Source organism: Modicisalibacter sp. MOD 31.J, assembly GCF_020147985.1.
In the GTDB taxonomy this organism is placed as follows: Bacteria; Pseudomonadota; Gammaproteobacteria; order Pseudomonadales; family Halomonadaceae; genus Modicisalibacter; species Modicisalibacter coralii.
In genome coordinates this window covers 34099-57088 of record NZ_JAGXFF010000004.1, presented here as the reverse complement: position 1 = coordinate 57088, position 22990 = coordinate 34099, and the positions used below count along the sequence as shown (strand labels likewise).

Below are 22990 nucleotides of genomic sequence, written 5' to 3'. Positions count from 1 at the left end.
CTCGAACCCCTTCAATCTGGTAATCTTACGCATAAAATATGCCATCAAGGTATCAGCCAGCAACTTATATCGGTAATTTTACCACCAAAGATGCACGCCCCTTGGGGTCGCGACTTGGCGCCATTCGGTGCGTCACGCTAGGATGTGGCTATCAATGTAGTTAAATCACTACATAATGACATCACGGAGCCTCTTTCCCGCATGGCCAGCCATGATCTTCTCGAACGCATTCGCGCCCGCCTCGACGAACTCAATCGCTCGGAGCGCAAGGTGGCTGACGTCATCCTCCAGGACCCGGCCACCGCGACCGGGCTGAGCATCGCCACCCTGGCCCAGGCGGCCTCGGTCAGCGAACCCACCGTCAACCGCTTCTGCCGCAACTTCGACGCCAAGGGTTATCCGGATTTCAAGATCAAGCTGGCCCAGAGCCTGGCCGGCGGCACCCCCTATGTCAGCCGCAGCGTGGAACGCGAGGACGATGCCGCGCGCTACGGCGACAAGATCTTCGGCGCGACCATCGCCGCCCTCGACGACGCCCGCCGGGCGCTCGACGCCAAGCGCGTGGAGCGCGCCGTCGACTACCTGATCCAGGCCAAGCAGATCAGCTTCTTCGGCCTCGGCGCCTCGGGGCCGGTCGCCCAGGATGCCCAGCACAAGTTCTTCCGCTTCAACCTGCCGGTGATGGCCTACGAGGACGTGCTGATGCAGCGCATGGTCGCCGCCGCCAGCCACACCGGCGATGCCATCGTGATCATCTCCTATACCGGGCGCACCCGCGAGCTGGTCGAGATCGCACGACTGGCCCGCGAGAACGGCGCCGTGGTGCTGGGCATCACCGCGCCCCATTCGCCGCTCGCCAGGGAGTGTACCGAGACCCTCGAGGTCATCACCCCCGAGGACACCGACGTCTACATGCCGATGACCTCGCGAATGATCCATCTGGCGCTGATCGACGTGCTGGCCACCGGCGTGACCCTGCGCCGCGGCGAGGACTTCCAGACCCATCTCAAGAAGATCAAGGACAGCCTCCAGGCCACCCGCTTTCCCGCCACCGAGGAGTAGGCCGCCCCACATCGCGAAGCGTAGCCGTCGGCGTCCGGCCCGGGCAACGCCTCGCGCCCGGACGGGCTTGCCCCCGTCGCGCCCAGGCACAACAATAGCGCCCTCCGAACACCAGAGGAGCTCCACCATGCGACGCCTGTTCGCCACCGCCCTGATGCTGCTTGGCCTGGCCCCCGCCGCCCAGGCGCAGGAAACCTTCCGCTTCACCGCAATTCCCGACGAGGACCAGTCGCGACTGGTCGAGCGCTTCCAGAAGGTCGCCGACTACCTGAGCGACACGCTGGACGTCGAGGTCGAGTATGTGCCGGTGAAATCCTACAGCGCGGCGGTGAGCGCGTTCCGCAACGATCAGGTGCAACTGGCCTGGTTCGGCGGACTCTCGGGCGTCCAGGCACGGCGTCTGGTGCCGGGATCCCGGGCACTGGCCCAGGGCGTCGAGGACGCCGCCTTTCACAGCTATTTCATCGCCAACACCGACACCGGCATCGACCCCCACCAGGAGCGGATGCCGGATGCCTTCGCGGGCAAGTCGTTCACCTTCGGCGCCAAGACGTCCACCTCCGGCCGGCTGATGCCCGAGTACTACCTGCGCGAGCGTTTCGACGAAGCGCCCGAGGCGCTGTTCTCGCGGGTCGGCTTCTCCGGCGATCATACCCGCACCATCGCCCTGGTCGAGTCCGGCACCTATGACGTCGGCGCGGTCAACTACACGGTCTGGGACGCCGCCGTGGCCGATGGCCGCGTCGACACCGACAAGGTCAAGGTGATCTGGGAAACCCCGGCCTACCCCGACTATCAGTGGACGATCCGCGGCGACGCCGACGCGCGCTTCGGCGACGGCTTCACCGACCGCGTGCGCCAGGCGCTGCTCGACATGGAGGCCCCGGAACTGCTCGAGAGCTTCCCGCGTCAGGGCTTCATCCCGGTCGACAACGACGCCTATGCGCCGATCGAAGCCGTCGGCGAAGACCTCGGCCTGCTGCGCTGACATGGCGCCCGCGCTGCTGTCGCTGGCCGGCGAGGACGTCGGCCACGGCAACCGGGTCATCCTGCCGCGACTATCGCTGACCCTGCACGCCGGCGAGCGTGTCGCCCTGCTCGGCCAGAGCGGGGCCGGCAAGTCGACGCTGCTGGCCGCGCTGCGCCGGCGCCTGGCCGGCGAGGTCGCCTGGTGCCCGCAGAGCCACGGGCTGGTCCCGCAGCTGGCGGTCTATCACAACGTCTACATGGGCCGGCTCGAGCGCCACTCGGCGCTGGCCAATCTGTGGAACCTGGTCCGTCCCGAACGCCGGGCCTGGACCGAGATCGGCCAACTGTGCGCGGAACTCGGCCTCGACGGCCTGCTCAAGCGCCCGGTCGCCCGTCTTTCGGGCGGCCAGCGCCAGCGCGTGGCGATCGCCCGGGCGCTCTATCAGCAGCGCCGCGTCTTCCTCGGCGACGAGCCGGTGGCCAGCGTCGACCCCCACCAGGCGTTGCGCCTGCTGGCGTTGATCGACGCCCGCCACGCCACCAGCGTCGTCGCCCTGCATCAGCGCGAGCTGGCGCTCTCGCACTTCGATCGCGTGTGGGGGCTGCGCGAGGGCCGGCTGGTGCTCGACGCCGCGACTGACACGCTGACGCTGGCCGACCTCGATCGACTCTACCCCGATGCCGACGTCACCCCCGACAAGCCGGCCGGCGAGGACGCGCATGGCTGAATCGGCCGCCCCGGGCATCCTGCGCGGCGACTCCCCCGGCCTGCGCCTGGCGCGGCGGTCGCTGGCGCTGATCGCGCTGTGTGCCGTGCTGCTGCCCTTCGCCGACCTGGCGGTGGTCGCCCACGACCCCTGGGTGGAACTGGGCCGCATGGCCGCGGGCCTGGCGCTGCCGCACTGGCGCGAACTGAGCTCGCCGCTGCACGCCATCGGCCTGACGGTGAGCGTGGCCCTGTGGGGCACCCTGCTCGGCGTGCTGCTGGGCTTTCCCCTGGCACTGGTGTTCTTCCGCTCGCGCCTGGTGCGGGCCGGCTGCGCCTTCGTGCGCGCCATCCACGAACTGTTCTGGGCCCTGCTGTTCCTGCAGGTCTTCGGGCTTTCGGCGGTGACCGCCCTGGCGGCGCTGGCCGTGCCCTACGCCGGGATCTTCGCCAAGGTCTATGCCGAGATCCTCGAGCAGACCCCGGCGGCGGCGGCCGACAGCCTGCCACCCGGCGTCGGCCGGCTGTCGCGCTTCGTCTATGCGGAACTGCCGCTGGTCTGGGAGCGCCTGGCCGCCTACACCCGCTACCGTTTCGAATGCTCGCTGCGGGCCAGCGTGCTGCTGGGTTTCGTCGGCCTGCCCACCCTGGGTTTCCATCTCGAGAGCGCCTTTCGCGAAGGCCACTATCACGAGGCGGGCGCACTGCTGTGGTTGTTCTACCTGCTGATCGGCTCGATCGGCCTCTGGGCACATCGCCGCCTGCTGCCGCTGCTGGCCCTGGGCTGCCTGTTCCTGCTGGGCCCCTGGCCCGACGTCGACGCCGGCCTGCTGTGGCGCTTCGTCAGCCACGACCTGTGGCCGGCGCCGCTGCTGAACGGCGATCCAGCGGGGCTGGTGGCCTGGCTGGGGGCTATTCCCGATCTGGGCCCGGCGATCGGCAATACTCTGCTGCTGGGCCTGATGGGCACCGTGGGCGCGCTGGTCATCGCCCTGCTGCTGTGGCCGCTGGCCAGCCGCCACTTCGGCAACCGTGCCTCCCGGCTGGGGGGCAGCGCGTTGCTGATCGGGCTGCGCTCGACGCCGGAACTGATGCTGGCGTTCATCTTCCTGCTGCTGCTCGGGCCCTCGATGCTGCCCGCCTGGCTCGCCCTGGCGCTGCACAACGGTGCGCTGATCGCCTTTCTCGCCGCGCGCCATGCCGACGGCGTCGAACCCGGCATGCCCGACCTGACCGCCAGCGGTCGCTACGCCTACGAGTTGCTGCCGCGCATCTACCCCGGCCTGCTCGCCCTGCTCTTCTACCGCGCCGAAGTGATCATTCGCGAGACCGCCCTGCTGGGCATGCTGGGCGTCGCCACCCTGGGCTTTCACATCGACTCGAGCTTCCAGTACCTGATGTTCGATCAGGCGTTCTTCCTGCTGCTGGTCACCGCCGGGTTGAACATCGTCGTCGACACCGTGGCCCGTCGTTACCGGCCTCGAGAGGTGGTGATGGACGACCCGTGCAGTCGGTGAGAAGGCGGGTTTAGGTCTCATGCGTACACTTCATGTACATTCCCCTGGATCTTACCCAGCATTAGTGGAAACAGATCCAAGCGATCCTCAAGGCCTCGGGGCTGAGCATTCCGATCGCAGCGCCGAGGCTTTAGAGTGCATTTCCAAACCCTCTGGTGATGGGCGCCGGTAGCAGGGCAAAGCGAGGGGCCTTTGCCATGGCCGGAAAATGCTCCTTTCCATTCCGGCATTCCCGCCATCCATGGCGGTCAGATAGCAAAGGTAGCGCCCAGGGAGGGATTCACAGCGCCCTCGCGGCGTCCTGCCACCGGAGAAGCGCACTTCGTCTACCGGTTGTGAAAGGCGTTTTTAGGCCGGCTCCTCGTCCAGCAAGGTTTCATAGGGAATATGCAGCCCCTTGTGCAGGTTCCGCACCATGCGCAAGCTCAACCCGCGCCGGCGATTGAGGACCTCCGAAACCCGGCCACTGGAGCCGATGAAACGCTCCAGGTCGCGCGGTGTCAGGCCCTGCTGCTCCATGCGAAACTTGATAGCCTCGATGGGATCGGAAGGTCCGACAGGATAATGCTCATCCTCATAGCGCTCGACGAGGATCGACAACACTTCCAACTCGTCGGCCTCTTCACTGCCCTCCTCTGCGTCCCACAGCACCTCCATCCGTGCGAAGGTGCGATCCAGGTCAGCGTCACTGCGAATCGGCTGAATGTTCATCTATATGGTCTCCGCATCTACCTGATCATACTGCTCGTGCGTGCCCACAAAGCGTACCCATGCGATCTGCTGCGAGTAGCGGATCGACACGATGACCCGGTACTTGTTGCCGCCGATGTTGAACACCACGCGGCTCCCCTTAAGGATACTTGCCGTGCGAATCTCCGCTTTCAGCGCCTGCGGCGTCGGCCAACTGGCCTTCGTCATCATGTGATGCCACTCCGTCAGCGGTCGCTCGGCATCGGCATAGCCTTTCTCCCAGAACTCCCGCAACGCGCGTTTCGCGATGACTCTCACAACCTCCTCCCTTTTTGGGAGAACATAAATCCTCCCATTTTGGGAGTCAAGCCGTACCACTCATTGACGAAGGCTTGGGTCGGGTACAGCCTCACCCTTGAGACGGGCGGCAAGCGTCGGCGCACCAATATTGCCACCGCCAAGGCATCAGGGTCGGTGAAGATACCGACACGGCCGACGTAGGCAGCCTCTCGGCGCCCCATGCCGCGCCATTTCAACAAAGAGAAGGCCCGTCCTCGTCGAGGCACGGGCCTTCAATCGCTGCGTTTCCTTGCCAGCTCACCACGAGCTTCCTGCTCGTGCCTCCTTGGTCGTTCGGGCTTCCTGTTCCCGCTCTTCCCTGGCAGGCGTCCTTGCCTGGAACCACGATACGCGCCCCTGGCCGCCACCGAGAGATAACCTGGGTTATGCAAGGTAAAAAATAATCAATCTGGATTATCGGGTTTGCCATCGCCGTGATTGAGGTTCAGGGTGAAGGGGACGTTCACCGCTCGGCATCGCGACTCAAGGCCTCTGCCTCCTTCGCCTCCCGCAAACCGTGGCCCCACGGCACATAGGCCCCACATGGCGACAGCACCTCAAGAAGTCTGCCTGACAGACAATCTGATGCATTTCATGGCACTGTCCGACACCGACATGCATCTGCTGGCCGAACTGGAGCAGACGCCCCAGCCGGTTTCTCGAGGCCAAACGCTCTGGAAGGCCGAGGACGTCCCCCGGACCCTGTACACCCTGCGCCGTGGCTGGGCCTACAGCATGCACCGCTCCGAGAGCGGCGAAGGGCAGGTGCTGGATATCTTCCTGCCCGGTGACCTGATGGGGATTCGCGAGCTCACCCTGCCGGCACACTCGACCGACGTCGTCATGCTGACATCCGGCGTCGTGTGTCCCTTTCCCGCCGAGCGGCTGCTCGACATCTTCCAGCATTCCCCGTCGCTGACCCTGGCCATCCATGCCGCCGCCGCCCGGCAGCAGGTCATCATCAGCAAGCGCCTGGTCAATATTCTGCGTCATGATGCCCGGGCACGCATCGCCCACTTCGTGCTCGAGCTTTACTACCGTCTCAAGCGCGTGGACGAATCGGTTCACCGAGACTTCTCGGTGCCGCTACTGCAGAGCGACTTCGGCAAGCTGCTTGGCATGACCAAGGTGCATGTCAGTCGCACCCTGGGCGAAATGGAAAATCAGGGCCTGCTGCGCAAGACCCGCAAGGACATTCAGATCCTGGATCTCGAGCGGTTGCTGGAGATCTCCGCCTTCGACCCCGTGAAGCTGACCGATCAGCTCAACCCCACCCTGACGGCGGCACTCTTTCCCTCGGCGCCGACCTGACCGAACACGGGTCAAAACAAGACCCGGCTCGATGACCGGGTCAATGGTCTTGCGTTCCTGGACAACTTCCACCGGCGCCCCTGCCGGTGCTTCCCTGGTCAACGCTCCCTGGATGCCCCTCCCTGGAGGTCATGCCAGCACCAGACTAGTCGAGACACGCCAGGGCCGTCTTGATCCAACTCAAGGCACGCGCCGAGAAACATCGGGCCGCACGTGGCGAGACGCAAAAGGCCACCCCATGCGCCACCATGGCGCCGAGATCAGGCAGCGACGCCCCGAGGCGTCAGCGGGGAGAAACGGTACGCGTTACCGGCCCATCGGTCGTGGGCGACGCGCTGCCGGTTGCCTGGCATAGCCTCTCGCGATTTGCCTGCGACTCCAGCAACACGAGCGCTTTCTGGTAATAGGTGCTTTTCGTCGCGCTGTTCACGGCAACCGCCGTCAGGCTGGCACGGATATCATGAGCGGCATTCGTCGCCTGTCGGGCACAGTTGAGACATCGATAGAGATTGCGTGTCCCGAAGACGGGCACCGCCAACGTGCCGCATTTGGCACACGACAGCGACTGGCTGCGGATGATCTCGACCGTTTTGCGAATGCGGCTCTCGTGAACCTCCCTTGCCCCTGGCGATATTGCTATGGTCACGTCGTGAAGCACCCCACTACCCTCCGCGCTTGGTTCTTTACCTCACCTATCGGCATTGTCGGAATCGACTTGAGGCACCTCGCGCGACAGAGCGCCCGGAACGAGGGCCGAGCGGCCAAGCTGCCGGAATGAACAAGCATTATTCCTGGCGATCACCTCGCCGCGTGGTAGGCTGAAATCGGTGGCAATGATTGCCGCCCGATGGGAAAGGAAGCCGGAGCCCGCCATGCAAAGTACGCTCGAGTGGTTCGATGTCGATGAACGCCTTCCCGAAGAAGGCACCTGGGTGCTGATCCTGACCCGCAATGAATTCGGCCATTCGGTGTTTCCCGGTTACATCAAGCAGAACAAGCACGGCCACCTGTGGGTGGACATCACCGTGGAAGGCGACGACCGATATGCACCGGTGCGAGCGGGCATGCTCTGGGCCCATGTGACGGCACCGGCGCTTTCCGACGCCCCCTGAATCGCGACCCGCGCCCCAGCCCTGGAAAAGGGGCACTCACATCCCCGAATCGTCGCTGACACGCTTTCAGAGTGGCCCATGTCATTCACCGCCACGCTGGAACGCCCCTCTATTAATTATGATTAGTATTTAATCTATGTTATGTAGCCAAGCAAATTAAACGTGAGACCGTGTGTCGCTGAGCAAGGAGGTATCAACCCGGCACCAGACATTCGCCCCAGGGACGGGCCGATGGACCACGGAGGGTTGTTCAAGGAAGCTCACGGGCAGCAGTGACGCACCGCCCATCAGAACCCGGCCTCGGCCGGGTTCTTTTCGTTCGCCGGGCGCCTGCGGCGCCAATCGGGAAAAAGTTCCTTCCCACCGAAATCTCCATGCGCCCGTGGGCCATCCAGACGGGTTTTGTGGAAGGGAGTTCATGTCCATAGCGTTGGCTCAACGTTTCACGCTGATCCGTAATGAACCGACAATTTCCGGGCGTCAGCATCAATCAAGAGTATTTCACTAAACTAACCGCAGTTAACTAGTTTATCCGAGGCTATTACACGATTTAACCCTTCCTATCATTCGGGTTAATGATGTTTTACCATTGCGCTTCCTTTGGGGAGTAGCCGACTTCCGACAGCCTCGGAAGTGCCTGCATCAACAAGCTCGACGCGCTGCGTCGTGGTGCAGGCGACCGTCACCGGTTGGCGAGACCGAAGGTATGTCACGCGTTCCAGACCGGGCACGCGAGGCATGCCTTTCTGTCTGCCCGGTACGGAGACGCGTCATGACCCTGGCTTCCACCCTGTTTCTCGCCTTCGCCATGTCCACGGATGCCTTCGCCGCCGCCGTCGGCAAGGGTGCCGCCCTCGAGCGCCCGCATTTTCGAGAAGCCCTGCGCACCGGCCTGATCTTCGGCACCATCGAAGCCACCACGCCGGTGATCGGCTGGAGCGTGGGGTTGGCTGCCTCGCGCTATGTCGCCCAGTGGGACCACTGGATCGCCTTCACCCTGCTGCTGCTGCTCGGCGGCCACATGATCAAGGAGGGCCTTTCCCCCGTCGACCGGGAAACCGCGCAGCGCCCCCACCAGCACTCCTTCCTGCGACTCGCCATGACCGGTTTCGCCACCAGCATCGATGCCATGGCCGTGGGCATCGGTCTGGCCTTCGTCGACGCCAACATCGTCTCCACGGCGCTGTTCATCGGCCTCGCCACGCTGATCATGGTCACCCTGGGCGTCCTGCTGGGCCGTGTCCTGGGGCGCGTGGTGGGCCAGCGGGCCGAGTGCATCGGCGGCGTGATACTGATCGGCATCGGCTGCCTGATCCTGGTCCAGCACCTGGGTCTGGTCGGTTGAGGGGTCGACCCGCGCGGGACCGTCGGACGGCACCGGAAGTGGCCGGGTGGCGCCGACTCGCGTAGGGTAAGACCTGATCGACCCGACGCCAGTCAGCATCGACCGGGACTGCACGGTCACCCGACGGCCCGATTGCCCCCACCAGGAAACGACGAGAGACCGCACGATGACTCCCGCCTCGCTCTTTGTTCAGGACTGGCGTGCCTGGCTGCCCGATGGCGATGCCGCCGGCGACACGCACATTTCCATCGAGGCCCGCCCCGCCGGACGCTCGGTACCGGCGATGCTGCGCCGACGCCTCAGCAACCCGGGGCGCGCGGTGTGCGACATGCTCGCCGACCTCGACCCCGAAGGCACGACGATCCTGCTGCATGCCTCGCGACACGGCGACGGCGAGCGCACCCTGGAAATGCTCTATTCGCTGGCCGAAAATGCGCCGCTTTCGCCGGCGCGCTTCGGGCTGTCGGTCCACAACGCCGTACTCGGCGTGCATTCCATCGCCAGCGGCAATCGCCGTTCGCTGCAGGCGATCTCGGCCAGCGGCGACGAATGGGCCGCCCTGCTCGATGAGGCCCGCGGCTATCTGGCCGAAGGGGCGCCGCGGGTGATCGCCGTGTTCAGCGATGCCCCGGTCCCGGCCCGCTTCGCCGCTCATGCCCCGCCGGACCGCGGCGCCGCCGCCGTGGCCGCGGTCCTGTCCCCGGCCGAGGGCAGGGAGATCGTCTCCGCCCCCGCGTCGGGCGAGGCTCTCTCGGCGCTGGATGCCCTCCAGCCCGTCGATGTCATCGACTGGCTACGCCACGGCGGCAGTCTGACCAGCCCGCTGCGAGGCCGGACCTGGCGGCTCGACGCCTGATGGCAGCCGCTGCGTGGCCGCCGGGCTGGCTGGCCGCCATCGATCGCGGTTGGCGGACTCTCGCCACCGCCCTGGCCTTCGCGGTCTTCGCGCTCTGCACCCTGCTGATCGGCGAGATCGTCGCGCCGCCACTGCGCCTGGCGAGCCGCGACGCCGCCACCGCCCGGCGCCGTGTCCGGCGGCTCGTGCAGATGACCTGTCGCGGCTTTCTCGCCACACTGCGCGGCCTGGGACTGATCGCCTACCGCATCGACCAGGCACAGCGCCTGAGTCAGCCCGGCCGGCTGCTGCTCGCCAACCATCCCACCCTGATCGACGCCCTGTTCCTGCTGGCCCACACGCCCGACGCCAACTGCATCGTCAAGGGCCGTCTCGCCGCCCATCCGGTGACACGCGGCGTGATTCGCGCCGCCGGCTACGTCATCGCCAGCGACCCCCGAGCGACGATTGCGGCGGCCCGCCGGGCGCTGGACAATGGCCAGACACTGATCGTGTTTCCCGAAGGGACACGCTCGACGCCGGGCGCGCCGATCCGGCTGCGGCGCGGCGCGGCGACCATCGCCCTGGGCGGGCGCACACCGATCCTCCCGGTGCGCATCCGCTGCCGACCCAGCACCCTGACCAAGGGCGAGGCGTGGTATCGTGTACCGTCGCAACGCCCCGGCTTTCACCTCGAGGTCGGCGATGTCCTGTCACCGCGGGACACCCGGGCCGGCGAGACCGCCGAGGCGATCCGCGAGCTGACACGACGGCTGGAAGCCTATTTCAACGACATCGACCGGGACGAGGAAGCCCTGCATGACGACCGAGCTGGAACGCGAGCTCAAGCAGCTGATCATTGACACCCTGGAACTCGAGGACGTCACCCCCGAGGATATCGACCCCGACGAGCCGCTGTTCGTCGAGGGGCTCGGCCTGGATTCCATCGACGCCCTGGAACTGGGCCTGGCGCTGCAGAAGACCTACGGCATCCAGTTGCAAGCCGACAGCGACGACACGCGCCGCCACTTCGCCAACCTCAGGACACTCGCCGCCCTGGTCGAGGAACGCCGCGTCAAGTAACCGTCTCCCGCTCGTCACTATGGCACGATCCCGCCCCACGAACGCTGCTCTCCCGCGCCCGGGCCGCTGGCTCGATCTGCTGCTGGGAGGCCTGACGCTGGGCTGGCCCTGGCTGGTCGGCCACGCCCCGCTCGGCGAGCGGGGCTGGCCGTGGCTGGCGGGGCTGATCCTGCTGGCCGCCTGGCGGCTACCGCGCGGCCGCAAGCACTGGGCCTGGCTCGCGGCCTTGCCCGCGGGGCTGATGGCGGCGAGCGGCAACGCCGACACCGCGATTCGGCTGTGGCCGGTGGCGGTCAATGCCGCCCTGCTGGCGTTGTTCGCCACCTCGCTCTACCGGCCGCCGACGCTGATCGAACGTCTGGCCCGGCGCCAGACGCCGGACCTGCCGGCCAGCGGCGTGCGCTACACGCGCCTCGTGACCTGGCTGTGGTGTGGTTTCTTCGCCGTCAACGGCACCCTGGCGCTGGCCACGGTCATCCACGCCGACCCGGCGCTGTGGACGCTGTACAACGGCGGCATCGCCTATGCCGCCATGGCCCTGCTGTTCGCCGGCGAGTGGTGCGTGCGCCAACGCGTCAAGCAGAAGAGTTCGTCATGACCCAGACACCCTTGCAATCGGCGCCCTGGCGCGACGACGACCCCGCACGCCGCATCGGCTGGTCACCGGCGGGCCCGGGCACCACCCTGGGCGAGTTCCTGCGCCGCATCGTCGCCTGGCAGGCGTTGCTCGACGACCTCGCCGCGCCCGGCGCGCACTGGCTGCTCCACGAGCGCGATCCACTGACCTTCGCCGCGGCGTTGATCGCCCTCTGGGAGCGCGGCGACAGCGCGCTACTGCCCGCCGACGACCGCCCCGAGACGCTCGCCGGGGTGGACCGGCTGACCCATGCGCGGCTCGGCGACGTGCCCGGCGGCCACCGGCCCGGCGCCTCTCGAGACAAGACGGACGAGGCCCCGCGCTGGGGGCACTTCGATCCCGAGCGTCACGCGCTGTCGCTGTACACCTCGGGCTCGACCGGCACCCCGCAGCGGCTCGACAAGCGCTTTCGCCAGCTCGACGCCGAGCTGGCCACGCACCGTTCGCTATGGCCGCTCGACGGTGCGGTGACGATCAGTCAGGTCAGCCATCAGCACATCTACGGTCTGCTGTTCGCCATCCTGCGCCCGCTGTGCGAGGCGGCGCCGCTCGCCGAGGCCACCTGCCGCTACCCGGAGACGCTGCATGCCTGGCTCGGCGCCCTCGCCCCGGCCGAGCGAGCCCGGCTGATCAGCGCGCCGCCACCGCTCGAACGCCTGCCCGAGAGCCTGGACTGGCCGGCCGTCAACGCACGCCTCGAGGCGGTCTACTCCTCCGGCGCGCCGCTGCCAGCCGAGGCCAGCGCCCATTGCCGACGCCTGCTCGACACCCCGGTGCGCGAGATCTACGGCAGCTCGGAAACCGGCGGCATCGCCTGGCGCGACCAGCACGACGGCGATGCCTGGCACCCCTTGCCCGGCATCGCTGTCCGCGACGATGACGAGCAGCGACTGTGGCTGCGCTCGCCGTTTCTCGAGACCGCCGACTGGCAGCGCCAGGCCGATCGCATCGAGCCGCTGGCCGACGGCCGCTTCCGCCTGCTGGGGCGCAGCGACCGCATCGCCAAGGTGGGCGGCAAGCGTGTCTCGCTGACCGCCATGGACCGGGCGCTGGCCGCCGATCCACGGGTGCGCCGGGCGAGCACCCTGACACTGCCCCGGCACGCCACCCGCCTGGGGGCGATCGTCCAGCTCGACGCCGCCGACCTGCCCCGCGATCATGCCACGCGGCGCGCCCTGGTCGCCTCGTTGCGCCGACAACTGACGGCGGCCTTCGAGACGACGGTGATCCCGCGCTACTGGCGCTTCGTCGCCGCCTGGCCGACCAATGCCCAGGGCAAGCTGTCCGCCGAGCGTATCGAACGCTTGTTCCGCGATCTCCACGATCGTCGTCAGCCGCGCTGGCTGGGCGTCGAGACGCCCGCCCCCGGCGAGTGCCGCATCGCCCTCGAGGTTCCCGAGCGGCTGGCCTATCTCGACGGGCACTTCCCCGACCATCCGGTGGTGCCGGGCGTGGTCCTGGTGCAGTGGGCCTGCGACCTGGCCCGCGAGCACCTGGGGCTGTCAGCTCCGTTCACCGGCATGGAGCGCGTCAAGTTCCCCCTGCTGCTGCTCCCCGGCGAGCGCGTTACCCTGTCGCTGGCGCTGGCGGCGCACGACGATCACCAGCGACTGATGTTTGCCTTCGACGGCGCGCGCGGCTGCCATGCCAGCGGTCGGGCGCGCTTCGCCCTCGAGGAGGTCCCATGACGCCGGCGCGCTGCTGTGTGCTGATCCCGGTCTACAACCACGCCGGGGCCATCGCCGCCACCTGCGAAGGGATTCGCCGCGAACTGGGCGTACCGCTGTTGCTGGTCGACGACGGCAGCGATGCCGACTGTCGTGCGGTGCTCGAGTCCCTCGCCGAGGCCGACGACATCACCCTGGTTCACCTGCCGGTCAATCGTGGCAAGGGCGCGGCGGTCAAGGCCGGCCTCGCCGAGGCCGAGCGCCAGGGTTTCACCCATGCCCTGCAGGTGGACGCCGACGGCCAGCACGACCCCGCCGACCTGCCCGCCTTTGTCGCCGATCTCGCCGCCGACGACGCGCGCCTGCGCATCGGCTATCCGCGCTTCGACGACAGCGTGCCGCGCCATCGCTACTATGCCCGGTACCTCACCCACGGCCTGGTCTGGCTCGACACCCTGTCGTTCGCGCTGCGCGACACCATGTGCGGCGTCAAGCTGTTCCCCGTCGCCGCCACGCGCCGGCTCATCGCGCGTCACCCCTGTGGCGAGCGCATGCAGTTCGACACCGAACTGCCGGTGCGCTGGGTATGGGCCGGACGGGAGGTGATCAACCTGCCGGTTCGGGTACACTACCCGCTCGACGGGGTCTCGCATTTCGCCATGGGCCGCGACAACGCCCTGCTCGTGCTGATGCACCTCAAGCTCTTCGCCGGGCTGCTGTGGCGCCTGCCGCGTCTGCTGCGCCGGCGCTTCGCCGGCCAGTCGCCAGGGGGACGATCGACGTGAGTGCCACGGACGAGGCACCGCGCCACTGGGCGCGTATCCAGGAATCGGGCAGCGTCGCCGGCATGCGGATCATGGTCTGGATCCGCCGCCGGCTGGGGCCGCTGCCGTTTCGCTTCATGCTCGCCTGGGTGATCCTCTACTACTACCTGCGCCGCCCGCTGGCACGGCGCGCCTCGCAGCGCTATCTACGCCGCATCTGGCCGCTGCACGCCGGCCACCCGCCACGGGGCCTGAAGCGGCTGGTGCTGCGCCACTTCTGGGCCTTCGGCCAGTCGTTGATGGACAAGGTCGCCGCCTGGAGCGGCATGCCGCTGGACGTGCGCCTCGAGGCCGACCACCGCGCCCGCCTCGACACCGCCATCCGCAGCGGCCGCGGCGGGCTGATGCTGGTCTCGCATCACGGCAATCTCGAGATATGCAGCGCCATGAGCGAGACCCGCGACGACTTCCACGTCACCCAGTTGATGCACACCCGCAATGCCGAGAAGTTCAACACCCTGCTTGATCGCTCCACCCAACGCCGCGGCCCCGAGATCGTCGAGGTCAGCGAGATCACCCCGGCCACCGCCATGCGCCTGGCCGAGCGGATCAATGCCGGCGGCTTCGTGGTGATCGCCGCCGACCGCGTGCCGCTCGCCGATACCGGTCGTACCCGCGACATCGACTTCCTGGGCGAGCCAGCGCCCTTCCCGGAAGGGCCCTTCTGGCTGGCCGCGCTGCTGCGCTGCCCGATCTACACCCTGGGCTGCGTGCGCGAGGGCGATCACCACCGGGTGACCTTCGAGGCCTTCGACGACACCGCCGCCCTCAGGCGCCGCGACCGCGAACGCTGGCGCGAGACCGCCATGCAACGCTACGCCGCCTGGCTCACCGAGCAGTGTCGGCACTACCCGCTGCAATGGTTCAACTTCTTTCCCTTCTGGCACACCGATGAACGCTGACGACTACTCCCTGCCCTGGTTGACGCTCGACGGCTTCCCGGTCCCGCTCGAGGCCGTCGAACGTGTCGCCCGCCGCGAATGCCGCGTGCGTCTCACCGACGGCCCGGACTTCCGGCGTCGCATCGAGGCCGGCCCGGCCTTCCTCGACCGCCTGCTCGACGAGGACGGCGTGGTCTATGGCGTGACCACCGGCTACGGCGACGCCTGTACCCGGCCGGTGCCCGCCGACCAGCTCGAGGCCCTGCCCCATCACTTGTATACCTTCCACGGTTGCGGGCTGGGCGAGGTACTCGACATCGAGGCCGCCCGTGCCGTGGTGTTCACCCGGCTGGTCTCGCTGTGTCGCGGGGTATCCGGGGTCTCCTGGGCGCTGCTCGAACGGCTGGTCTGGTTGCTCGAGGAGGACGTGGTGCCGATAGTCCCCAGCGAGGGGTCGGTGGGCGCCAGCGGCGACCTCACACCATTGTCCTATCTCGCCGCGGTGCTGTGCGGCGAACGCGAGGTGTTCGATCGCGGCCGACGTCGCGACACCGCCGAGGCCATGGCCGAGCGCGGCCTTGCCGCCTACCGGTTGCGCCCCAAGGAGGGTCTGGCGCTGATGAACGGTACCGCGGTGATGACCGCGCTGGCCTGCCAGGCCTGGGGCCGCGCCGAACGCCTCTCGCGACTCGCCACCCGGGTGACGGCGATGAACGTCTGGGCGCTCGACGGCAACCCCTATCATTTCGACGCTGCACTGTTCGCCGCCAAGCCGCATCCCGGCCAGCAGCGCGTCGCCGCCCGCCTGCGTCGCGACCTTGCCGCCGCCGACGGCGAGCCGCGCGCGCCGCGCAACTCGCCGCGTCTGCAGGACCGCTACTCGACACGCTGCGCCCCGCACGTGATCGGTGTGCTCGAGGACAGCCTGGGCTGGCTGCGCGGCTTCATCGAGGGCGAGCTCAACAGCGCCAACGACAACCCGCTGATCGATCCCGACGGCGAGACGGTGATGCACGGCGGGCACTTCTACGGCGGCCACATCGCCTTCGCCATGGACTCGCTGAAAACCCTGGTGGCCAACCTCGCGGACCTGCTCGATCGCCAGCTCGCGCTGCTCGTCGATGGACGCTACAACCATGGCCTGCCGGCCAACCTGAGCGGCGCCGAGACCGAGCGCGCGCCGCTCAATCACGGCTACAAGGCCGTGCAGATCGGCGTCTCGGCGTGGGCCGCCGAAGCGCTCAAGCAGACGATGCCGGCCAGCGTGTTCTCGCGCTCCACCGAGTGCCACAACCAGGACAAGGTGAGCATGGGCACCATCGCCGCCCGCGATGCCCTGCGCGTGCTCACGCTCACCGAGCAGGTCGTCGCCGGTACCCTGCACGCCGCCTGTCAGGCGGTCGAATTGCGTCAGGCGCTGAACGGCGAGCCACCGCCGGCGCTCGGCGAGTTCCTCGCCACCTGCCGCGAGCAGGTCGCCGGCGTCGGCGAGGACCGCGCCCTGGAGGCCGACCTGCGCCGCCTGTGCCGGGCCATGACGCTGCTCGCCGCGCCACTCTACGCCGACGCGTCGACCGCCTAGGGAGAACGCCATGCGCACGCGATTGTTAGCACTCCTCCTGCTGTTGCTCGGCTCGGGCCACGCCCTGGCCTTCGACCTCGACGACCTGCAGCACAGGCTCGCCGCCACCCCCGATCTCCAGGGACGCTTCGTGCAACAGCGCCACCTCGCCGATCTCGACACCGACCTGACCAGCCGCGGACGCTTCCGCTACCAGCGCGACACCCGGGTGGTGTGGATCCTCGAGCAGCCGGTCGAGGATCGGATGGTCTTCACCCCGGAGGATGCCGGACGGCTCAGCGAGGCCGACGGCGAGCGCGGCAACGACGACCGCCGCCGCCAGCAGGCCGCCACCCTGCTGATGAACCTGCTCGACGGCGACTGGCAGGCCCTCGAGACACGTTTCGCGATTACTCTCGACGGCGACGCCGAAGCCTGGCAGGCGACCCTCGAGCCGCGTCAGGACGCACTGCGCCGTTACCTGAGCCGGATTCGTCTCGCCGGGGGTCGCTACGTCGAGCGTCTGGCCATGCACGCCGCCAACGGCGACGTGCTGACGGTACGCTTCAGCGACCAGCGCCCGCTCGATGACGCCCGCTGATTCCACGGATCGACGCCTGGCGCGGCTCTGGGGCGTGGTGCTGCTGATCGCCCTGGGCGTGTTCGTCTGGCAGGTGCGCGACGGCCTGCCCACCGACACCCGACTCACCGCGCTGCTGCCCCCGGATCGCCAGTCGCCGCTGATCGAGCGCGCCGGCGAGCAGTTGGGCCAGCCCTTCGCGGACCGCTTCGTGCTGCTGGTCAGCGCGCCCGACCTGGGCGACGCGGCAGGCGCGCTCGCCGAGGCCCTGGGCGCGGCCGACGACGGCCGGCTGGTCGCACGCCTCGACTGGCGCGACGTCGATCTGGCCGACGCCGATCCCCGCGAGTCGCTGGACCGCTACCGCTATCGCCTGCTGCCCCCGGCGCTGCGCGAGACGATCCACACCGACGGCGGTACCTCGCTGGTCCAGCCGGCCCTCGAACGGCTGTTCTCGCCGACCGCCTCGCCGCAGCCGGTGGCCGACCCCTTCGATCTGCTCGACCGCTGGCTGGCGGCAAGGGACAACAGCCCGGTCACGCCCTGGCACGGCCTGCTCACGGTGCGGGGCGACGATGGCACGCGGCATGCCCTGCTGATCGGCCAGTTGGCCGCCAATCCCTATTCGCTGCCCGCCCAGCAGGCGCTGACCGAGACCCTCGCGGCCTTCGAATCGGCGCACCCCGAGGCGAGCCTGCTGCACTCGGGGCTGATCTTCCACGCCGCCGCCGGGGCGCGACAGGCCCGTCACGAGATCACCACCATCGGCCTCGGTGCCTTCGTCGGGCTGATCGCCATCCTGCTCGCGGTGTTCCGCTCGCCGCGCACCCTGGTCTCGCTGCTGCTGCCGCTGGGCTGCGGGCTGCTCGTCGCCCTGCCGCTGACACTGGCGCTGTTCGGCCGCCTGCACCTGATGACACTGGCCTTCGGCGCCAGCCTGATCGGCGTGGCCATCGACTACGCCCTGCACCTGCAGTGCGACCGCGCCATCCAGGGCCGGGCCTTTCGCCTGCGCGCCCTGCTGCCGGGGCTGACGCTGGGCCTGGTGTCGAGTCTCGCCGCCTATCTCGCCCAGGCGCTGACGCCGCTGCCGGGGCTGCGACAGATGGCGGTCTTCGCCGCCGCGGGGCTCGCCGGCGCCTGGCTCACCGTGGTGCTGTGGCTGCCCCGCCTGCGCCTGCCGGCCCATCCGGCCACGGCACGCATCGCCGAGCGGCTGTGGCGGCTGACCACGCCCCGGATACGCCGTCCACGCGGTGTCGCCGTCATCGCCGTCGGCCTATCCCTGGCGCTGCTCGGGCTGATCGCCGCCCGGCTCACGGTCGACGACAGCCTGCGCCTGCTCAACCCCTCGTCGGCCGCACGGCTGGCCGAGGAGCGCCAGGTCCAGCACCTGTTGGGCAGCGACACCGGCAGTCACTTCCTGCTGGTCACCGCCCCGGACGAACCCGCCTTGCTGTCGCGCCTCGCCGCGCTCGGCGACGCTCTCGACGCGGCCATCGCCGACGGCCTGTCGATCGGCTACGACGATCTGGCCGACCGGGTCCCGCCCCCCGCCGTTCAGGACGCCAACCTGGCCGCCGTGACCACGCTCTACGGCGAGCCGCTGGCGACGCTGGTCGAACGTGCCGGCCTGCCCGAACGGGTCATCCGCGATGCCCGGGCCCGGCTCGATGGCGTGCCCAGGCTCGACGTGGCGAGCTGGCTGGCGATGCCCGCCGGCCAGGGTGACCGGCGGCTGTGGCTGGGCCGCGTCGCGCAGCACGGCAGCGACACGCTGGCGGCGACGCTGGTGCTCACCGGCCTCGATACCCCCGCCGAGGTGGCACGCATCGAGGCGATCGCCCATGCTCGGGAGGGGACGATCTACGTCGACCGGGTCGCGCGACTGTCGGGGCTGCTCGGCGAACTGCGCCGGCACATCGCCGTCTGGGTGGGTGTGGCACTGGCGGCGCTGACGCTGCTGCTCGTCTGGCGCTACCGGTGGCGCGCCTGGCGGGTCGTCGCGCCGCCACTGGGCGCGCTGCTCGGCGTGCTCGCGGTCTTCGCCGCCCTGGGCATCCCGCTCAACGTGTTCAGCCAACTGGGGCTCTTGCTGGTCCTGGGCATCGGCCTCGACGCCGGCATCTTCAGCGCCGAGCATGGCCGCCGCCCGGCCACCTGGCTGGCGATCAGCCTGTCGACGCTGACCAGCGTGCTGGCCTTCGGCCTGCTGGCCTTCAGCGCCACGCCGGCACTGCATTATCTGGGCCTGACCTGCCTGATCGGCCTGACGCTGGTCTGGCTGCTGGTCCCCTGGGTACGCCTCGATCCGCCCCCCGCCAAGGAGAGTGCACATGGCAACGACCACCCCTGATGCCGAAACCCCGACTTCGGCGAGCGACGTGGCAAGCGACGTGGTGGTGATCGGCGCCGGCCCCGCCGGTGCCCTGGCGGCGGCCAGGCTGGCCACCGCCGGCCACCGCGTGCGGGTCATCGAGCGCGAGCGTTTCCCGCGTTTCTCGATCGGCGAGAGCCTGTTGCCCCAGTGCATGGAACCTCTCGAGCGCGCCGGGCTGCTCGACGCCGTGCGCGCCGGTCATTACCAGCCCAAGAACGGCGCCGCCTTCACGCGCCACGGGCTCGGCACCGTCATCGACTTCCACGACAAGACCACGCCCGGCTGGAGCGACACCTTCCAGGTCGAGCGCGCCGACTTCGACCAGCGCCTGATCGAGGCCGCCCAAGCGCGCGGCGCATGGGTCGACTTCGCTACCACGGTGGAATCGGTCGAGCCCGACGCCCATCGCCCCGCGCTGACGATCCGCGACGAGACCGGCCACACCCAGCGCCTCGAGACGCGCTTCATCCTCGATGCCAGTGGCTACGGCCGGGTCCTGGCCCGGCAACTGGGGCTGGCCCGCGACCCGCGCCTGGAACCGCGCACGGCGCTGTTCACCCATGTCGAGATCCATCTCGACGATGACTTCGACCGCGAGAAGATCCTGATCGGCGTGCATCCCGACGACCCGCAACTGTGGTACTGGCTGATCCCGTTCCGCGAGGGCCGCGCCTCGGTGGGCGTGGTCGGCGACACGGCGACCCTCGAGGCCGCCGGCAACGATGCCGAGAGCCGCTGGCGGGCGCTGATCGACGCCGAACCGCGCTTCGCCGAGCTGCTCGCCGACGCCCGTCCGGTACGCACGATCCAGGCACTCGCCGGCTATTCCGCCGACGTCGAGCGCCTGCACGGGCCGGGTTACGCCCTGCTGGGCAACGCCGGGGAATTCCTCGACCCGGTGTTCTCCTCCGGGGTGACCATCGCCCTGCGCTCGGCGGACATGGCCACGACACTGCTCGAGCGCCAGCTCGCCGGCGAGCGCGTCGACTGGGACACCGAGTTCGAGGATCCGCTGCGCGCCGGCGTCGCGACCTTTCGTGCCTTCGTCGATGCCTGGTACGACGGCCGCCTGCAGACGATCATCTTCCAGCGCGATCCGCCGGCCGAGCTGCGCCGGATGATCAGCGCGGTGCTCGCCGGCTACGCCTGGGACCGGGACAACCCCTTCGTCACCGCCAGCCGTCGGCGTCTCGACGTACTCGCCGAGCTGTGCGGTCATCCCATGGGGGGCGCCTCGTGAGCCGACCCAAACCCTGCCGACCGGCGATCCTCCTGCTGCTGGCGCTGTGGCTGACGGGCTGCTCGCTGGCCCCACCGGTGCCACCCGCTCCCGAGCAGCCGGCACTCGCCGACCCGGCCACCATGAAGCGCCGGCTCACCTTCCAGCCCGACGATCCGACCCGTGATCCGCAGATGCTGATCGCCCTGCTGCGTCTGGACGGCGCGACCCTGCGCGCGGTGCTGCTCACCCCTTATGGCCAGCGCCTGGTGACCCTGGTCCACGACGCCGACGGCGATCGCTACCAGGCCGGCGACCTGCCCCTCGACACGGTGACCGAGCGCCTGCCGCCCGCCGACTGGCTGGCCGCCCGACTCGTCTGGTGCCTGTGGCCGACCGACGCGCTGCGCGAGGCGCTCGCCGGCAGCGACTGGTCGGTGACGGTCGCCGACGGGGCACGGATCATCCGTCATCGCCAGCGCACCATCGCCCGCATCACCCCCGCCGACACCCGGGCCGGACGCGACGACACGGTCTTGCTCGACGATCGTCAGGGTGGCTATCGTCTGCGCATCGCCCCACTGACGGAGACCGCCCAATGAGCGCCCACGACTCGCGATTCCCGTGCCGTCTCTCCGCGCCCGGCGTGGTCTGCAGCCTGGGCAGCGACCCGGCGACGCTGTCCCGGGCGCTGCGCGAGGGGCACCGCGGCCTGACGACCAGCGATGCCTTCACCCCCGGCCGCCCGCTGCCGCTGGGCGCCGTCAGCGAGCCGCTGCCCGCCACCGCCGACTGGCCGGCCGCCCATCGCAGCCGCAACAACCAGTTGCTGGCGCTGGCCCTGGAACGCCTGAGCGACGCAATCGAGGCGGTACTGTCACGTTTCGCCCCCGAGCGCATCGGCGTGGTGCTGGGCACCAGTACCTCGGGGATCGGCGAGACCGAACGGGCCCTGGCCCAGGCCGGCCGTGAAGGGCCGCTGCCCGCGGATTTTCATTACGCGCGCCAGGAACTGGGCGCGCCGGCGCGTTTCGTCGCCGAACGGCTGGGCCTCGCCGGGCCGGTTCACGTGCTCTCCACCGCCTGCAGCTCCAGCGCCCGGGCCCTGACCAGCGCGCGCCGGCTGCTGCTGGCCGGCGAGTGCGACGCGGTGATCGCCGGGGGCGCCGACAGCCTGTGCCGGCTGACCGTCAACGGCTTCGCCAGCCTCGAGGCGGTCAGCGATCGCCCCTGCCTGCCGTTCTCCGCCCATCGCGACGGCATCAACCTGGGCGAGGCGGCGGCGCTGTTCGTGGTCACCCGCGAGCCTGGCGGCATCCAGCTCGAGGGCTATGGCGAGAGCAGCGACGCCTACCACGTCTCGGCGCCACGTCCCGACGGCAGCGGCGCGCTCGAGGCGATGCGCGCCGCCCTTGCCCGGGCGGGACGCGCCCCCGAGACGATCGATTACCTCAACCTGCACGGCACCGGCACCGGCCACAACGACAGCATGGAGGCCCGCGCGGTGAGCGCGCTGTTCGCCACCCCGCCGCCCTCCAGCTCGACCAAGGCGCTGACCGGGCACACCCTGGGCGCCGCCGGCGCGCTGGAGGCCGCCTTCTGCTGGCTGGCGCTTCACGATGGTTTCCTGCCCCGCCACGTCCACGACGGGGTCGACGACCCCGAGCTGCCACGCCTGCCGCTGACGACCGGCGAGTCCGTCGCCGCCGGGCCGCGGGTGGCGCTGTCCAATTCCTTCGCCTTCGGCGGCAACAACGCCAGCCTGCTGCTGGCCCGCGACGATGGAGAGCGGCCATGACCGAACGACCCGAGCTGCCCTGCCCGATCGCCGGCTACGTGCCCCAGCGCGGCCCCCTGTGCCTGCTCGATAAGCTGCTCACCGTCGACGAGGCGAGCCTCGTCGCCAGCGTGCGCCCCGGCGACAACACGCTGTTCGTCAATGAGGCCGGCGTGCCCGGCTGGGTGGGCGTCGAGTGGCTGGCCCAGGCGGTCGCCGCCTGGGCCGGGTGGCACGCGGCGGCACATGGCGACGCACCGGCGGTGGGCTTTCTGGTCGGCACGCGCCACTACCGCTGCCGGGCGACGGCGTTCGCCGCCGATGGGTCGCTCGCGGTGCACGTCACCCGCGACTTCGTCGCCGACAATGGCCTGGCCCGCTTCCGTGGCGAGATTCGCGACGGCGACGACCTCCTCGCCGAGGGCAACCTGACCATCTACCAACCCGCCGCCGAGGACGCCCCGCGCCATGCCTGACACACGACCCGCCCCCCCG

General features: G+C 69.1%; 24 protein-coding genes and 1 riboswitch. Of the genes, 21 read left to right on the top strand and 3 right to left on the bottom strand.

The window, feature by feature from the left end; genetic code table 11:
• Window positions 1–201: 201 nt before the first annotated feature.
• The 4 genes from KGR00_RS14215 (at window position 202) to KGR00_RS14200 (ending at window position 4254) form a co-directional block, all read left to right on the top strand.
• On the top strand, window positions 202–1062 hold the full coding sequence (locus KGR00_RS14215; protein WP_129141158.1) for a MurR/RpiR family transcriptional regulator: 861 nt from the start codon (window positions 202–204) through the stop codon (window positions 1060–1062).
• Window positions 1063–1189: 127 nt separating this feature from the next.
• The gene (locus KGR00_RS14210; protein WP_129141159.1) at window positions 1190–2050 is read left to right on the top strand and encodes a putative selenate ABC transporter substrate-binding protein; all 861 of its coding nucleotides are present in this window, start codon (window positions 1190–1192) and stop codon (window positions 2048–2050) included.
• A gap of 1 nt (window position 2051) precedes the next feature.
• On the top strand, window positions 2052–2759 hold the full coding sequence (locus KGR00_RS14205; protein ID WP_224419387.1) for an ATP-binding cassette domain-containing protein: 708 nt from the start codon (window positions 2052–2054) through the stop codon (window positions 2757–2759).
• Window positions 2752–4254, top strand: coding sequence for an ABC transporter permease (locus KGR00_RS14200; protein ID WP_224419386.1), 1503 nt, complete (start codon window positions 2752–2754; stop codon window positions 4252–4254). The genes KGR00_RS14205 and KGR00_RS14200 overlap by 8 nt, the downstream gene beginning before the upstream one ends.
• Window positions 4255–4602: 348 nt before the next feature.
• On the opposite strand, the gene KGR00_RS14195 is transcribed toward KGR00_RS14200, so the two are convergent.
• Both KGR00_RS14195 and KGR00_RS14190 read right to left on the bottom strand, forming a co-directional pair.
• On the bottom strand, window positions 4603–4965 hold the full coding sequence (locus KGR00_RS14195) for a transcriptional regulator (RefSeq protein ID WP_129141162.1): 363 nt from the start codon (window positions 4963–4965) through the stop codon (window positions 4603–4605).
• Window positions 4966–5262, bottom strand: a complete 297-nt coding sequence (locus tag KGR00_RS14190; protein WP_224419385.1) for a type II toxin-antitoxin system HigB family toxin — start codon at window positions 5260–5262, stop codon at window positions 4966–4968.
• A gap of 615 nt (window positions 5263–5877) precedes the next feature.
• Here KGR00_RS14190 and KGR00_RS14185 point away from each other — a divergent pair.
• Entirely contained in the window at window positions 5878–6594 is a 717-nt protein-coding gene (locus KGR00_RS14185; RefSeq protein WP_224419384.1) for a Crp/Fnr family transcriptional regulator, read from the top strand.
• Window positions 6595–6877: 283 nt separating this feature from the next.
• On the opposite strand, the gene KGR00_RS14180 is transcribed toward KGR00_RS14185, so the two are convergent.
• Entirely contained in the window at window positions 6878–7252 is a 375-nt protein-coding gene (locus KGR00_RS14180) for a hypothetical protein (protein WP_224419383.1), read from the bottom strand.
• Window positions 7253–7466: 214 nt separating this feature from the next.
• Between KGR00_RS14180 and KGR00_RS14175 the strand changes: the two genes are divergently transcribed.
• The 16 genes from KGR00_RS14175 to KGR00_RS14100 all read left to right on the top strand — a co-directional run bounded on the left by KGR00_RS14175 (window position 7467) and on the right by KGR00_RS14100 (window position 22971).
• Entirely contained in the window at window positions 7467–7706 is a 240-nt protein-coding gene (locus tag KGR00_RS14175; protein WP_224419382.1) for a DUF551 domain-containing protein, read from the top strand.
• 597 nt (window positions 7707–8303) lie between these two features.
• Window positions 8304–8478: riboswitch (yybP-ykoY riboswitch) on the top strand.
• The gene (gene mntP / locus KGR00_RS14170; RefSeq protein WP_224419381.1) at window positions 8479–9051 is read left to right on the top strand and encodes a manganese efflux pump MntP; all 573 of its coding nucleotides are present in this window, start codon (window positions 8479–8481) and stop codon (window positions 9049–9051) included.
• 166 nt (window positions 9052–9217) lie between these two features.
• Window positions 9218–9907 carry a beta-ketoacyl synthase chain length factor gene (locus tag KGR00_RS14165; protein ID WP_224419380.1) on the top strand — a complete coding sequence of 230 codons (690 nt, stop codon included), beginning with the start codon at window positions 9218–9220 and terminating at the stop codon, window positions 9905–9907.
• Window positions 9907–10749, top strand: coding sequence for a lysophospholipid acyltransferase family protein (locus KGR00_RS14160; RefSeq protein ID WP_129141168.1), 843 nt, complete (start codon window positions 9907–9909; stop codon window positions 10747–10749). Before KGR00_RS14165 ends, KGR00_RS14160 begins: the two co-directional genes overlap by 1 nt.
• Complete coding sequence (locus tag KGR00_RS14155; protein ID WP_224419379.1) at window positions 10706–10969, top strand: phosphopantetheine-binding protein; 264 nt, start codon at window positions 10706–10708, stop codon at window positions 10967–10969. Before KGR00_RS14160 ends, KGR00_RS14155 begins: the two co-directional genes overlap by 44 nt.
• A 19-nt stretch (window positions 10970–10988) precedes the next feature.
• Window positions 10989–11567 (top strand): hypothetical protein, encoded by a 579-nt coding sequence (locus KGR00_RS14150; RefSeq protein ID WP_224419378.1) that lies wholly within the window; start codon window positions 10989–10991, stop codon window positions 11565–11567.
• A complete protein-coding gene (locus KGR00_RS14145; protein ID WP_224419377.1) occupies window positions 11564–13294 on the top strand; it encodes an AMP-binding protein in 1731 nt (576 codons plus the stop codon). The genes KGR00_RS14150 and KGR00_RS14145 overlap by 4 nt, the downstream gene beginning before the upstream one ends.
• The gene (locus tag KGR00_RS14140; protein ID WP_224419376.1) at window positions 13291–14058 is read left to right on the top strand and encodes a glycosyltransferase family 2 protein; all 768 of its coding nucleotides are present in this window, start codon (window positions 13291–13293) and stop codon (window positions 14056–14058) included. The genes KGR00_RS14145 and KGR00_RS14140 overlap by 4 nt, the downstream gene beginning before the upstream one ends.
• Entirely contained in the window at window positions 14055–14999 is a 945-nt protein-coding gene (locus tag KGR00_RS14135) for a glycosyl transferase (RefSeq protein WP_224419375.1), read from the top strand. Before KGR00_RS14140 ends, KGR00_RS14135 begins: the two co-directional genes overlap by 4 nt.
• Window positions 14989–16560 (top strand): aromatic amino acid ammonia-lyase, encoded by a 1572-nt coding sequence (locus KGR00_RS14130; RefSeq protein ID WP_224419374.1) that lies wholly within the window; start codon window positions 14989–14991, stop codon window positions 16558–16560. Before KGR00_RS14135 ends, KGR00_RS14130 begins: the two co-directional genes overlap by 11 nt.
• A 10-nt stretch (window positions 16561–16570) precedes the next feature.
• A complete protein-coding gene (locus KGR00_RS14125; protein ID WP_224419373.1) occupies window positions 16571–17140 on the top strand; it encodes an outer membrane lipoprotein carrier protein LolA in 570 nt (189 codons plus the stop codon).
• Entirely contained in the window at window positions 17127–19475 is a 2349-nt protein-coding gene (locus tag KGR00_RS14120; RefSeq protein WP_224419372.1) for an MMPL family transporter, read from the top strand. The genes KGR00_RS14125 and KGR00_RS14120 overlap by 14 nt, the downstream gene beginning before the upstream one ends.
• Window positions 19456–20739, top strand: a complete 1284-nt coding sequence (locus KGR00_RS14115; protein WP_224419371.1) for an NAD(P)/FAD-dependent oxidoreductase — start codon at window positions 19456–19458, stop codon at window positions 20737–20739. Before KGR00_RS14120 ends, KGR00_RS14115 begins: the two co-directional genes overlap by 20 nt.
• Window positions 20736–21320 (top strand): DUF3261 domain-containing protein, encoded by a 585-nt coding sequence (locus tag KGR00_RS14110; RefSeq protein ID WP_224419370.1) that lies wholly within the window; start codon window positions 20736–20738, stop codon window positions 21318–21320. Before KGR00_RS14115 ends, KGR00_RS14110 begins: the two co-directional genes overlap by 4 nt.
• Window positions 21317–22516: a beta-ketoacyl-ACP synthase gene (locus KGR00_RS14105; protein ID WP_224419369.1), complete on the top strand. Its 1200-nt coding sequence runs from the start codon at window positions 21317–21319 to the stop codon at window positions 22514–22516. The genes KGR00_RS14110 and KGR00_RS14105 overlap by 4 nt, the downstream gene beginning before the upstream one ends.
• Window positions 22513–22971 (top strand): hypothetical protein, encoded by a 459-nt coding sequence (locus KGR00_RS14100; RefSeq protein ID WP_224419368.1) that lies wholly within the window; start codon window positions 22513–22515, stop codon window positions 22969–22971. The genes KGR00_RS14105 and KGR00_RS14100 overlap by 4 nt, the downstream gene beginning before the upstream one ends.
• Window positions 22972–22990 lie beyond the last annotated feature (19 nt).